The organism is Membranihabitans maritimus (assembly GCF_021729145.1).
Classification (GTDB): domain Bacteria; phylum Bacteroidota; class Bacteroidia; order Chitinophagales; family Saprospiraceae; genus Membranihabitans; species Membranihabitans maritimus.
The window spans coordinates 1-13,922 of record NZ_JAJSLW010000028.1; the positions used below are offsets into that span (position 1 = coordinate 1).

Here is a 13,922-nt window from a genome sequence, read left to right on the forward strand (position 1 = left end):
ATTCTCATAACAACAAACATATACAATATTTTTATAATGTGAAAGCGCCTCGCTAATTTTCAGTAGAAATTGCTGAAAGCAAGGACAACCCTTATATAAAATTGCGAATCTCAATACAGTATGGGCAGAATTTGATGCTTATGAAAATCAAATTGCATCCCTAAAAGAAGGGCAAACTATTAAAGTGACCACAAATGCTTATCGCAATGAGGTTTTTGATGCAAAAGTCTCATTCATCGACCCCTTATTAAATTCTGCAACTAGAACGGTGGTTGTAAGAGCGGTCTTGCAAAATAAGAAAGACCTCTTTAAACCGGGAATGTTTGTGGAAGGTATAATTGAGGGTAAGCAAACAAGCACCGAGAATACCGTTTCCGTACCGTCAACCGCTGTTATGTGGACGGGAGAACGCTCTGTAGTCTATGTCAAAACAAACCCTAATGAAGCTATTTTCGAAATGAGGGAAGTTTTATTGGGCAATGCCAATGGCGATAGTTATACCATTCTTGAAGGTTTAAAGAATGGAGATGAAGTCGTAACTAACGGAACGTTTACCGTAGATGCCGCTGCACAATTACAGGGGAAAAAAAGTATGATGAATGCATCTGGTGGTAAAACAATGACAGGCCACGAAGGACATTTGGGAATGCAAGAAGATAGTTTTGGAGAAAATGCGGATAAAACCAATCATTCTCAAATGAAAGAAAGGATTGAAGTTTCAAACAAATTTCAGAATCAGTTAAAACAGGTTTTTGATGATTATATCCTTTTAAAAGATGCATTGGTAAATGATGATGCCAAGGGTGCTCAACAGGCAGGAAAACAAATAAACCAATCTTTGAAAAAAGTGGATATGAAATTAATATCTGATGAAAAAGCACATAACCATTGGATGACCATTCAGAAAGAACTAAAGACCTCGGCTAATTCTATTGAGAACGATTCAGATATAGCAACACAAAGAGCACATTTTAAACATCTTTCTGCGCATATGATAAGTAGCGTGCAACTTTTTGGGATTAACGAAAATGTATATATCCAGTTTTGTCCAATGGCCGATAACAATAAGGGAGCTTATTGGATAAGTTTGGAAAAAGAGGTGCGAAACCCATATTATGGAGCGGCTATGTTAACCTGTGGCGAAGTAAATGCAACTTTAAAATAAGCGAATTATGGATTAATCAAGTAATCTGAATAAGACCATAAATTAATTTTGGTTTTATCACGGCGAACGATAATGAGTGAAAGTAGAAGAAATAGAAGAAAAAATGACAGAAAGAAACATCAGCCTAAAAGTGATATTTCAAGAAAAGATAAAATTATAGCTTTAGTTGTGATAGTATTGATTTTTGTAGTTGCTGCAATAGCTGCTGTTTATTATTCTCTATACAAATCTGGATTAAAATTATTTTGAAACAAGTACTATATGAATGAGATTATCCATATTAAAAATATGGTCTGCCCAAGATGTATCTCGGCGGTATCTAATATTTTGGAACAACTTGAAATACAGTATGTTTCTATAAAATTGGGGGAGGTTAAATTAGTTTCTTCATTAAGTGTTCAGACCAAAAATGGTCTTTCCAAAGCGCTTCAAAATTCAGGTTTTAGTTTGATTGATGACCGTAAAAGTCAACTTATTGAACAAATGAAAACATTGGTTGTAGATAAAATCCATCATTCTTCCGAGGAGCTCGATTTCAAATGGGCAGATATTGTTACAGGCGAACTTATCTTGGATTATAAATATTTAAGTTCCCTATTCTCGTCAGTAGAAAGTATCACGTTTGAGCAATACATTATCAACCAGAAGATTGAACGTGTTAAAGAACTTATAGTTTACGATGAATTAACCTTGAGTGAGATAGCTTTTCAACTACATTATAGTAGCGTTGCATACTTAAGCAATCAATTCAAAAAAGTAACGGGAATGACACTTACGCAGTTTAAGAAATCTGTGGACAAAAACCGAAAATCATTGGATGAGATTTAAGGTTTTTTACCACTTTTAATGGGACATTTTAAATCAATAGATAATATAATGATTTACCAATAAACTGAATTAAGATATCAAAATGAAATTTGACAGAAAGAAACATTGGGAAACAGTTTACGAAACTAAAAATCCAGACCAGGTAAGTTGGACGCAAGAAATACCAAAAACTTCACTGGAGTTTATACGTTCGTTCAAACTAAATAAAGATGCAAGAATCATTGGTGGTGGCGACAGTAAACTGGTCGACTATTTACTTGAAGAAGAATATAAGAACATTACTGTACTTGATATTTCAGAAAAAGCAATTGCGAAAGCTAAAAAAAGACTGGGAGAAAAGGCGAGTAAAGTAAATTGGATTGTAAGCGACATTATCGAATTTGAACCTGACACATCTTTCGATGTTTGGCACGACAGGGCAACTTTTCATTTTCTTACAACGGATGACCAGATTAAAAAATATATTAAGATAGCGTCAAAATTTGTACGTGGTTATTTAATAATAGGAACCTTTTCACAAAATGGACCAAAAAAATGTAGCGGACTTGAAATAAAACAATACAATGAAGAGGAATTAACATCGGAATTAAAAAAAAGATTTGACAAAATTCACTGTGTAACAGAGGATCACTTAACACCATTCAACACTATACAGAATTTTCTGTTTTGTAGTTTTAAAAGACAATTAACTGTAAAGCCAGAAATACCTTCACCCACAAGCTAAAAGAACAGACACACACTTTGGCATTTTAAGTTTTTACCCACACACAAATCGAAACAAAAGGAACATAATAACTAAAATTTATCTATCATTTTACATTTATATTTCAGCATTTGCTTAAATAAGAAATAATTGTAACTTTAGTTTATGGAAAATAATTCTTGTATAAGACAACAGGCGGATATTGATCAGATAAACCGTTGTAAAGAGGCAGTTTCAGAATTAAACGAAACATTTGATTACTTAGCAAATGGACTTTCATTGGTTGGAAATAACGTGAGACTGAAAATTCTCTATTTACTTTTTGAGGAAAAAAAGCTCTGCGTTTGTGATTTAAGCGACATTCTCGGAATGAACATTTCTGCCATCTCTCAACATTTGAGAAAAATGAAAGACAGAAATTTATTGCAAACCGAAAGAGATGCCCAAACGATTTTTTACTCACTAACCCCTAAATATTCAACATTGTTAAATCCGTTTTTTGAAATACTTGATAAAAACAAAGTTTTAGAAACGATATGAAACGTGAGAACAAATTAATTGGTGCAGGTTTACTTTCTGCTATTACGGCTTCATTATGTTGTATTACAACTGTTTTGGCTTTAATCGCCGGAACAAGTGGAATTGCCTCAACATTTTCTTGGATTGAACCTTTTAGACCTTATCTAATCGGGTTGACAATTTTAGTGCTCGGCTTTGCTTGGTATCAAAAACTAAAACCTCAAAAGGAAATCGATTGTGAATGCGATACGGACGAGAAACCAAAATTTATACAGTCAAAAACCTTTTTGGGAATAGTAACAGCATTTGCAATTATAATGCTGGCATTTCCATATTATTCATCCATTTTTTATCCGGATAATAAAAAAGAAGTGGTCATTGTAAACCAATCAGATATTCAAATCGCAAACTTTAATGTTCAAGGAATGACTTGTTCTGGCTGTGAAGAAAGCATAAAACACGCTGTAAATGAATTGGACGGTATTATAAATGTAACCCCTTCGTATGAAAAGGGAAGTACCGTCGTAGAGTTTGATAAGTCTAAAACCTCTAAAGTAGCTATTGAAAAGGCAATTAATTCTACAGGTTATAAAGTGACTGGCAAAAAAGAAATAGAATGAAAACTATATTAAAATCAGAAATTACCTGTCCAAACTGCGGACACAAAAAAGAAGAAGAAATGCCGACGAACGCTTGTCAATTCTTTTACGAGTGCGAGAATTGTAAAGAAGTATTAAGACCAAACGAGGGAGATTGTTGCGTATTCTGTTCTTACGGTACTGTGGCCTGCCCGCCAATTCAAGAAAATAAAAGTTGTAATGATGCAAGTTGTTGTTAAAAATATAATATTCAAATTATGAAAACGGAACAACACAAATTACCTACTGATTTAATCTTGGATATTAAATCCAGATTAAAAACTTTGAGCGGTCAATTAAACGGCATTGTTAAAATGCTTGATGAGGGAAAAGACCCCGAACAAATAAACATACAGTTCAAATCTATTGATAAAGGCATTCAAAAAGCACATTACTTACTGTTGGATGAGGTTTACAGAAAAGCACTTGCTATTGGAATAGTAAAGGCCGTGGACTCTTGCCCAGGAAATTGTGGCAACGAAGATAAAATTGAATATTTAAAAAGTGAATTCCCTAACTTGGAATTATCCGATTTGACCAATCACTTAAAAGAAATCCAAACCATTGAAACCAGATTAAAAAACTACAACGAAAAAAAAGACTAAAAAAAGTTTGGTGACCCCCTACCTCACGTTCTCATCTTTGTTTCATTATTAATTTAAACTTAAAATAAGATGAAAAGACAAATCGAGATTTTTACAGCAGGTTGCCCAGTATGCGAGCCTGTGGTGCGATTAGTAAAAGAAACAGCAGGAAAGGACTGCGAAATCACACTTCATAATCTGTCTGAGCAATGCGAAAGTAAAATCTGTGTTTCAAAAATGAAGGAATATGGGGTTACAAGAGTTCCTGCCATTGCTGTTAACGGAAAACTATTGAATTGCTGCACCAACATCAAAATCACAAGAGATGATTTGGTAAATGCAGGCATAGGAAGCTGTTAGGTATGGCAATTACTAAATTAAACAAAAAAGCATCTATGGGGACTGCTGTATTTTCAGCAGTTTCCCTCAAACTATGCTGCTGGGGCCCTTTGCTACTTACAAGTGTAGTTGGTATTAGTGGGAGTTCTGTCTATTTTTCTTGGCTTATTGCATTGAAACCTTATCTATTGGCCATAGCATTTTTGTCATTGGGATTGGCTTTTTATCAGGTTTATAAAAAAAAGAAGGTGGACGATTGTGACAACTGTGAAACTGATAAACCATCATTTTTTAAGTCGAAATTCTATTTGTGGTTAGTTACTGTGTTTGTTGTTGTGATGACATTGGTTTCTTATTATCCACAAATATTTCACCCAATGGCCACAAAAGGAATTGTTGCAACAAACAATACACATATTCAAACTGTAAAGTTGAATATTGAAGGAATGGTATGCTCTGGTTGTGAAGAAAATATCAATCATTCTGTAAACAAAATTAATGGGGTTACAAATGTAACTACGTCTTTCGAAAGAGGGACTTCAATTATAGAATTTGATACCACTAAAACGAATGTCGATGAGATAAAAAAGGTCATTCAATCAAAAGGGTATTTGATTACAAATAGTAGAGATTGATAGACACGTATCCATTGCGGTGATAAAAGATAAATTGAAAACGACTTATCCAATAGGTTAGTAACAATTTGTGAAGAGAAAATTCTACAAATCATTCAGCATATTACGTAACACATTAAAGTCTTTTAATCCTGAAATTTGTATCATACAAATAAGAATGGGTTTATGGAGACAATCAGCATATTTGAAACCAAAGAAAAGAATACTAAAAAAGGAGTAAAGGAATCATTTCCGGTTACGGGAATGACCTGTGCCTCTTGTGCAGCGAGTGTTGAATCTGTATTAAAACATACCGAGGGAGTATTTGACGCAAACGTCAATTTCGCGAACAGTTCTGTTATGGTAGAGTATGATGAGGGGTTGAACCCTAATCAACTTCAAAACGCGCTTCGTGAGGTCGGTTACGATATTATAATTGATGCCGAAGACCCTTCGGAAGTACAGCAAGAACTTCAGCAAAAACATTATCAGGACATAAAAAACCGTACCATCTGGTCGGCGATACTTACGCTACCCATTTTTGTGTTGGGAATGTTCTATATGCAATGGGAACCAGGCAAATGGATTTCATTGGTATTGGCCTTTCCAATTCTTTTTTGGTTTGGGCGCAGTTTTTTCATCAATGCCTTCAAGCAGGCCAAACACGGTAAAGCAAATATGGATACCTTGGTGGCGTTGAGTACCGGAATCGCCTTCATCTTTAGTGTATTTAACACTTTCTTTCCTGAATTTTGGTTGAGTCGTGTCATCGAGCCTCACGTATATTACGAAGCGGCTACCGTCATTATTACCTTTATTTCCTTGGGGAAACTATTGGAAGAAAAGGCTAAATCAAATACATCTTCAGCCATCAAAAAACTAATGGGTCTTCAGCCTAAAACCCTTAAAATTATTGAGAATGGTGAAGAAAAGGAAATCCCTATTGCATCTGTACAGGTGGGTCAGACCATTTTGGTACGTCCCGGAGAAAAGATTCCGGTGGATGGCGAAGTTTCCAAGGGAAGCTCGTATGTAGATGAAAGTATGATTACGGGAGAACCCGTTCCAGTTCAGAAATCCCAAGGGGAAAAGGTGTTCGCCGGTACGGTTAATCAAAAAGGAAGCTTTCAATTTACGGCTGAAAAAGTAGGTGGAGAAACCCTGCTTTCCCAAATCATTAAAATGGTTCAGCAAGCGCAAGGGAGTAAGGCACCCGTTCAAAAACTGGTCGATAAGATTGCCGGTATTTTTGTTCCCGTGGTGTTGGGTATTTCCATTGTAACCTTCATCGTCTGGATGTCCGTAGGAGGCGATAATGCCTTTTCACAAGCCTTATTGACCTCTGTAGCCGTATTGGTTATCGCTTGCCCCTGTGCCTTGGGCTTGGCAACGCCAACTGCCATAATGGTGGGTATCGGTAAGGGAGCTGAAAATAATATTTTGATAAAGGATGCCGAAAGTTTAGAGCTTGGCCATAAAGTGAATGCAGTAATCCTTGATAAAACGGGTACGATTACGGAAGGAAAACCATTAGTAACCGACATACTTTGGAAGGACAAGCTTGAAAATCAGAACGATTACAAGGAAATTCTCTTGGCTATCGAAGCACAATCGGAACATCCTTTGGCAGAAGCGGTCGTCAATCGTTTGAAAGAAGAAAATATTGAACAAGCAGAAATTACTTCCTTCGAAAGCATTACAGGGAAAGGTGTAAAGGCGCAATCAGAGAATGGTTCAAAATATTATGTAGGCAACCATAAACTTATGGTCGAAAAGAATATTCAAATCGACGCTTCTTTGATACAAACAGCAGAAAGTCTGGAAGAGAAGGCAAAAACAGTCATATTCTTGGGTAACGAAAATCAAGTGCTTGCGATACTGGCAATTGCGGACAGGATTAAAGAAACTTCAAAAAAAGCCATCACTACGCTTCAAGAAAGGGGCATCGAGGTCTATATGCTCACGGGAGATAACAATAAAACGGCTTCCGCCGTGGCAAATCAGGTGGGGATTTCAAATTACCAGGGCGAAGTAATGCCTTCGGACAAAGCCGCTTTTGTTGAAAAATTACAGGCAGATGGAAAGATAGTCGCAATGGTAGGCGATGGTATCAACGATTCGCACGCTTTGGCGCAAGCCAATGTGAGTATTGCAATGGGTAAAGGTTCGGATATAGCAATGGATGTAGCGAAAATGACCTTGATAACATCGGATTTACAATCCATACCCAAAGCATTGGAACTGTCAAAAAGAACCGTTTTGGGCATACGTCAGAACTTGTTCTGGGCATTTATTTACAACATCATTGGTATTCCAATAGCGGCAGGAATACTTTATCCCGTAAATGGGTTTTTATTAGACCCTATGATTGCAGGTGCAGCAATGGCATTTAGCAGCGTATCTGTAGTTGCAAATAGCTTAAGACTGAAACGAGTAAAACTTTAATATTAATTATAAATTCAAAAACAATGAAAACTTTAAAATTTAAAACAAATATCAATTGTGGTGGTTGTGTATCAAAAGTAACCCCTTTTTTAAACAAACAAGACGGTGTTGAAAGATGGGAAGTGGATACCGGTAACCCCGATAAAATCTTAACTGTGGAAAGTAAAGGTGCTACCGATAAAGATATAGAGACCACTTTAAAGAAGATTGGATTTAAAACTGAGAAAATTGCTTAAAAATTCAAAGGGTTTGTGGCTGTCTGGAAAATTTTGATAGGCTCTTTTACCTTGGAAGATCAAGAAACAAAATTAACTATTTTTTTATTATATTGAAAATCAGTTTTTTGTAAAAAGAGCTTATTGAAATTAAATATGATAGGATTTGTTCGTGTTTATATTCAAATATTCCTATATCTTTGTGCCCACGGAAAAAATCGTAGCAAAGGTTACCTATTCGGTTACCTCGATTTATTGAAATAGACCAATTGTCTGGTAATCAAAATATTGTTGAGTGGTAAGTTAGTTTTGCCACCCCGACATACTGAAACAAATAAAAAATCTTGTTAGTCATTGGATTAACAAGATTTTTTGTTTTTGGGCCAAACCAGTTGGGGTTTTATTCAAAAAAAAGGGTGTTCGAATAGTCAAACACCCGATAAAACTTTTTCACAATCCAGGAAGTATTTTTATTTAGCAAACCACAATTTGGTATCCTGTCGGTCGGCCCCTTGTCGATTCACTGCCTGGTTTACATTGTCTCCGTTTGAATTATAGGCCCCATTGCCATACCGCATTCTCTGGGGATATGCCCCGTTTATAGTACCCAGGCCATATAACTCAACATCTGAAACACCATTAGCCAATTCACTGGGGTAACCTGTTTTTCGGACAATAGACCAGGCTTCGAAACCATCTGTATAGGCTGCTATCCACCTTTGAATTGCTATTTTTTCCAGGTTTTCTTCCGGTGTGCCATTTAACTGTGCAAGTTCCGCTTCTGCTAAATAAGCATCGATTTCGCCATCACTTACTTCCCAGAGCTTCATAGCTTGTCGTATTGCTTCTTGAAACAATGCCTGTGCATCTCCTCCCATGCCATTTACTGCAGCCTGAGCCTGTAAGAAGTAGGATTCTGCAGCCGTCATTACTATTTCAGGAAAAATGGGACTTCCCTGATTTTTTTGCTGAATGACCCAGTTGGATGGTTGGCTATAAAATTCATAACGAACCAGTGGTTTTATTTGGGCATTCATTCGGATAGGCTGCCCTAAGTAGTATTGATTTTCAGGAATAGTGACCATCCAGCCACCGCTTGTCTCTTCGACGCTAACTTCAGCTCCCTGGGCGCGCATATTATCTACAAGAAATTGTGCTCTTTTCGGAAATAACTCAAATCCTTCAGGATCATTTTCCTGGTTAGGCCGTAATATTTCAATACTCCCTCCCGGAGCTGGCTGAGCATATTGAGAGAGTCTGGGATCGTCGTTATCAATCAAATATTTCAGCAGTGTTTGACTTACGGTCCATTTTGATCCTAACCCACCAAAATTATGCCATACATCACCATAGGCAGCACTTCCAAATTGGTCAATTTCTGTATCTTTATCGAGCAGGGCGTTTTCAGACTCATTGGACAACAAAGGATTTTGTAAGGCTTCTTCTATAGCTGAGGTCGCAAAACCAGCACCTTCTGCACCCATAGCCCGAGTGGCTATTCTTAATTTTAGGGTATTGGCCAGTTTTTTCCATTTCTGTAAATTACCTCCAAAATATAAATCATTTTCACCCAAATCCTGTATTCCGTCACCTGTCGAAGTTTTATCTCCTATGGTTGCCATTGCTTCATTGAGATCCGATATTAAACCTTGGTATATTTCTGCCTGCGTATCGTATTTGGGAAGAAGGATTCCTTCTTGCGCCGCTTCTGAGTAGGGAATTTCTCCAAATATGTCTGTATACATTTGAAAATATAAAGACTTAATAATCTTCCCTACGGCATACATATTTTCATTTTCAAATTCACCGCCTTCCCGTGTAAATTTCAGGTAGGTATCGAGCGTGCCCAGATACCCACTGAGCCAATCCCAGGTGGCATCAGTGTATGCCGGATCGTAGGAATATCCCAGTTCATCCGTCCACCAACAACCGTGGTTACCGAATGTGAAGTGGCCGGCGTAGCGATCAGCATGAATGAGTTGGGCTCTCCAGTATGGGAATCGATTGGGACCGTATAGAACATATTGAGGAACGGTAAGAAAATACCGTGCACTGGCCTCATCTTGTGTAATTGCATTAGGGTTGGTATTTATCTCATCAAAATCAGAGGTACATGAGAACATAAATAAGCCTAAAGCAAATGATAGATATATTATTACGTATTTCATTGTAATGGTTTTTTAGAATTTGACAGTTAAATTTGCTCCTAATCTTCTGGTAGTCGGTAAGTTGTAAAATAAGAATCCTTGTGAAAAATTGCTGGTGCTGTAACTGGATTCAGGATCAAAGTTTGGAATGTCTTTGTAAAAAAAGAACAAATTCCTTCCAACTAATCCTATACTTAGCCCTTTGATAAATTTATTTGACAAATATTTTGAAGGAACTTTGTATGAAAGGGAAACTTCACGTAGTCTCAAATTAGTTTGGTCGTAAATATATTCTGAAGGAATACCACTAATTGAACCCCAGTATTGCTGGGCTGTGATGGACTGGCTATTGGATTCATAAACTGGACTGTCAGCGGTACCGGTGTTAACTACCCCTTCTACTGTAACACCATTATCCCGGTATCGCAAAGTTCGGGAAGATACTCCTGATCCATCCAAACCAGCATCTGTTCCCGAATACAATTGACCTCCAATCCTAAAATCCAGCAGTAATCGAAGAGAAAAATCTTTGTAGGTTAAGGTGTTATTGAATCCACCAGTCCAGTCGGGTTGATAATTTCCCAGAAATACTCTTTGGTCACTGGCTTGTGGTCTTCCGGTAGCGTCTACTACGATTTCTCCAGCGTCATTAGTCATCCACGTATTTCCGTAAATATCACCAAAACCTCCTCCGACAGTAGCTTGTACAACAACATTGCCCGAGTTTGTAGTAGAAAATACAAAATTTTCTAATTCGTCGACCAATTCTACTAATTGGTTGTCATTGTGTGCCATATTTAAAGAGACATCCCATGTGAAATCTTCATTCGCTACGGGTACTCCACCTATGAGTAATTCAACCCCTTTATTTGACATTTCACCTACATTGGTTCTGAAGGTACTGTAACCAGTAGATGCTGGGACAGGTACATCCATGATCAAATTTTTGGATTTTATATCGTAGTAGGAGAAATCTCCATAAACCCTGTTATCAAAAATTCTCACTTCTGCCCCAAACTCCAGCGAAGTAGTTTGTTCCGGCTGTAAATCTGGATTCAATCTTACACTTGGCCTTGTTAGGGTGGTCAAATCCAGGTATGAATTTTGCTGCAAATTGTAAAAGTTGTCTAATTGATAAGGCCCCGTATCACTACCGACTTGTGCCCATGATACTCTCAGTTTAGCGAGATTCAAATTCCTCATATTGAGTGACTCACTTAAAAGATACGACAAACTTGCAGCCGGATAAAAATAAGATCGGTTGTTTTCAGGTAATGTAGAAGACCAATCATTCCTTCCGGATAAATCTAGATATATCATATCTTTATAAGATAGAGAAGCCGAAGCGTACAGAGAATTTACTTTTTTCTCGGAGGTAGGGGTGTAACTGGGTACTAAATTCCGGGCACTTGCTGTTGTGGCTTTTGTCGGAATCTTAAAATCTTCTCCGAAAATACCAATGTTTTCACTTGTTGCATATAATAAATTCCCACCCAGATTTCCGTTGATACTCCAGTCTTCGTTAAATCGCTTATTGGCAATTAACAAAAAGTCAGCGTTGGTTTCTGTAGTTTTGAATTTTCTGTAGTTAAATCTTCCGGAAGGGAAAAACCAATGTCCGAAAGATGTTACCGATTCAATATTTTGATTTACATAGTCTGTTCCTATCCGCGCAAATCCACTTAACCAATCAGAAAATTGATAGGTAGCTTTGGCAAAACCGTAAAACCGATTTCTTTGGTCTTCATTCCTGTCATTGTATAATATCCAATAAGGGTTTCCATTGCTGGACCCATACGTTCTTACCGATAAATCTGATTCATTTTGATAATCTTCGTAATCAGCTAATGACAGATTCCGGGGAATATCATATAGATAAGCCATTATACCTTCAGTTCCCTGCGTTACCCTGTTTTTGGCATCCTGTGTGAAATAGGTGATCTTGGCGTCCAATGTCAGGCGATCTGAAAGCCTTGCATTTCCGCGAAGGTTAAAGTTGTGCCTCCCGATGCCGGAATTCGGTAGTATTGATTCTGCCTGGTTATTGGTATATGAAAATCGCATGTTGGCATTTTCATTACCTCCTTCCAGGGCCAGTGTGTTTACCCAATTTGATCCTGTACGAAAAAAATCAGATACATTATCAGGTCTTGCCAGGTATGGCCTTTGTTCTCCAGTGTAGTATAATTGCTGGGATCCGTCGAGTGGTGCTCCCCAGGACCCGCCTTGTGTTTGAAGGACTTCAAGGTCTGAAGTAATATCTCCCTGACTTCCCTGGCCATATTGGTTTTGTAGTTCGGGAATAATCAAAGGATTTTCAAACGTGAAATTGGACGAATAGGTAACGCCTATGCCTTTTTGAGCAGTTCCTTTTTTAGTAGTAATCAAAACCACACCGTTAGAAGCCCGGCTACCGTAAAGAGCAGCAGCATTCGGACCTTTAAGTACAGAAATACTTTCTATATCATCTGGATTTATATCTGATACCCCCGTTCCGTAGTCCGTTCGAGAATATTCCCCTGCTCCGGATCCGGCTGCACTACCAAATCCACTATTGTCGATAGGGACTCCATCCACTACATACAGTGGTTGGTTATTGCCGGTAAGGGAATTATTCCCTCGAATTACTACTCTCGAGCCACTCGCCGGTCCCCCGGTAGATTGGGTGATGACTACTCCAGCTACCCGGCCGGATAAAGAATTTACTACGTTCGTTTCTTTTACAGTATTGACATCACTTCCTCCTATTTCTGTCACTGCGTACCCCAGTGCCTTTTTATCTCTTGAAATTCCCAGAGCCGTAACGACTACTTCATTGAGTGCGATCCCTTCCTGAAGGGTAATATTAATTTCTGTTCTTTCTTCGATTTCAATTGTTTGAGTGGAGTAGCCAACTAAACTAAATTGCAAAGTGGCGTCACCGGGTACTGTTATACTATAGTTTCCGTCAAAATCTGTAATAGTACCACTATTGTTGGCACTGCAAAAGACATTGGCTCCAATTAACGGGTCACCATTACTGTCTGTTACATTACCTTCAACCGTGATTTGAGCTGATATTGAAAAGCTCAGAAAACACAGAATTATGAAAAGTACTGATTGTTTCATACTGAATGTTTTATGGTTTTGATAATATAGTTTGTTTAAAAACTTACTAAATACATGCATTATTTAGTAAATTTTACCTAATGAAAACGACTTGTATTATAGGATTTAGGATTTAATTCCAAACATTAATTCTACTCTTTCATATTTCATAACGTATGAGGTTGGTTAATCGCTGCGAGTTACTTTAAATTTTCCTTTTAGTGTTAATGTCTAATCAATTTAATTAATGGTGGTAATATTGATCTTAATAAATTATTTATTTTAATTATATTCAATATTGTGTTTTAAGTTTTGCATTGTAATAAGGATTATAGATAATTAGATGGGCATTATCCATTACTTCCATTATGAATATTACACGTTTGGCCACCAAAAAGATATTAAAAATGAAATTATTATCTATCCCGTTGGGAACGAATCGGATGGGCATTCCGATCCAATGAAATTCCTGGATGATAAGGGAATACTACTTTCTCAATAATTCCTGTATCATAGCATTTCCGCAGGACGGAAAGTATTACCAACGACAAAGAATTGGTCGGGAAGTGCAAAAAAATTATTTATTGTTGTAGAGACGGAAGTTTTGTAATGCAGAATTGATGGAGGATCCCCATTGG

The 13,922-nt window shown here is 37.3% G+C and carries 13 protein-coding genes and 1 pseudogene; 12 read left to right on the forward strand and 2 right to left on the reverse strand.

The window, feature by feature from the left end; all coding sequences use genetic code 11:
* Nucleotides 1–76: 76 nt before the first annotated feature.
* From LVD47_RS24195 to LVD47_RS21670, 12 genes and pseudogenes are all read left to right on the forward strand, one after another.
* A pseudogene (locus tag LVD47_RS24195) lies at nucleotides 77–1,165 on the forward strand (efflux RND transporter periplasmic adaptor subunit); the annotation flags it as partial.
* A gap of 72 nt (nucleotides 1,166–1,237) precedes the next feature.
* A complete protein-coding gene (locus LVD47_RS21625) occupies nucleotides 1,238–1,414 on the forward strand; it encodes a hypothetical protein (RefSeq protein ID WP_169833977.1) in 177 nt (58 codons plus the stop codon).
* Between the two features lie 12 nt (nucleotides 1,415–1,426).
* Nucleotides 1,427–1,993 (forward strand): helix-turn-helix domain-containing protein, encoded by a 567-nt coding sequence (locus tag LVD47_RS21630; RefSeq protein WP_236980574.1) that lies wholly within the window; start codon nucleotides 1,427–1,429, stop codon nucleotides 1,991–1,993.
* 82 nt (nucleotides 1,994–2,075) lie between these two features.
* On the forward strand, nucleotides 2,076–2,717 hold the full coding sequence (locus LVD47_RS21635) for a class I SAM-dependent methyltransferase (protein ID WP_236980576.1): 642 nt from the start codon (nucleotides 2,076–2,078) through the stop codon (nucleotides 2,715–2,717).
* A 144-nt stretch (nucleotides 2,718–2,861) separates the two neighbouring features.
* Entirely contained in the window at nucleotides 2,862–3,236 is a 375-nt protein-coding gene (locus tag LVD47_RS21640; RefSeq protein WP_236980578.1) for an ArsR/SmtB family transcription factor, read from the forward strand.
* On the forward strand, nucleotides 3,233–3,835 hold the full coding sequence (gene merTP, locus LVD47_RS21645; protein ID WP_127844231.1) for a mercuric transport protein MerTP: 603 nt from the start codon (nucleotides 3,233–3,235) through the stop codon (nucleotides 3,833–3,835). The genes LVD47_RS21640 and merTP (LVD47_RS21645) overlap by 4 nt, the downstream gene beginning before the upstream one ends.
* Entirely contained in the window at nucleotides 3,832–4,053 is a 222-nt protein-coding gene (locus tag LVD47_RS23865) for a GDCCVxC domain-containing (seleno)protein (protein WP_127844230.1), read from the forward strand. Before merTP (LVD47_RS21645) ends, LVD47_RS23865 begins: the two co-directional genes overlap by 4 nt.
* Nucleotides 4,054–4,071: 18 nt before the next feature.
* Nucleotides 4,072–4,458 (forward strand): metal-sensing transcriptional repressor, encoded by a 387-nt coding sequence (locus LVD47_RS21650; protein WP_127844229.1) that lies wholly within the window; start codon nucleotides 4,072–4,074, stop codon nucleotides 4,456–4,458.
* A 69-nt stretch (nucleotides 4,459–4,527) separates the two neighbouring features.
* Complete coding sequence (locus LVD47_RS21655; protein WP_127844228.1) at nucleotides 4,528–4,797, forward strand: thioredoxin family protein; 270 nt, start codon at nucleotides 4,528–4,530, stop codon at nucleotides 4,795–4,797.
* 2 nt (nucleotides 4,798–4,799) lie between these two features.
* Entirely contained in the window at nucleotides 4,800–5,411 is a 612-nt protein-coding gene (gene merTP, locus LVD47_RS21660; RefSeq protein ID WP_236980580.1) for a mercuric transport protein MerTP, read from the forward strand.
* A 165-nt stretch (nucleotides 5,412–5,576) separates the two neighbouring features.
* On the forward strand, nucleotides 5,577–7,835 hold the full coding sequence (locus tag LVD47_RS21665) for a heavy metal translocating P-type ATPase (protein WP_236980583.1): 2,259 nt from the start codon (nucleotides 5,577–5,579) through the stop codon (nucleotides 7,833–7,835).
* 23 nt (nucleotides 7,836–7,858) lie between these two features.
* A complete protein-coding gene (locus tag LVD47_RS21670) occupies nucleotides 7,859–8,071 on the forward strand; it encodes a heavy-metal-associated domain-containing protein (protein WP_236980585.1) in 213 nt (70 codons plus the stop codon).
* A gap of 449 nt (nucleotides 8,072–8,520) precedes the next feature.
* On the opposite strand, the gene LVD47_RS21675 is transcribed toward LVD47_RS21670, so the two are convergent.
* Both LVD47_RS21675 and LVD47_RS21680 read right to left on the reverse strand, forming a co-directional pair.
* The gene (locus LVD47_RS21675) at nucleotides 8,521–10,218 is read right to left on the reverse strand and encodes a SusD/RagB family nutrient-binding outer membrane lipoprotein (protein WP_236980587.1); all 1,698 of its coding nucleotides are present in this window, start codon (nucleotides 10,216–10,218) and stop codon (nucleotides 8,521–8,523) included.
* 12 nt (nucleotides 10,219–10,230) lie between these two features.
* Nucleotides 10,231–13,305, reverse strand: a complete 3,075-nt coding sequence (locus LVD47_RS21680) for a SusC/RagA family TonB-linked outer membrane protein (protein WP_236980589.1) — start codon at nucleotides 13,303–13,305, stop codon at nucleotides 10,231–10,233.
* Nucleotides 13,306–13,922 lie beyond the last annotated feature (617 nt).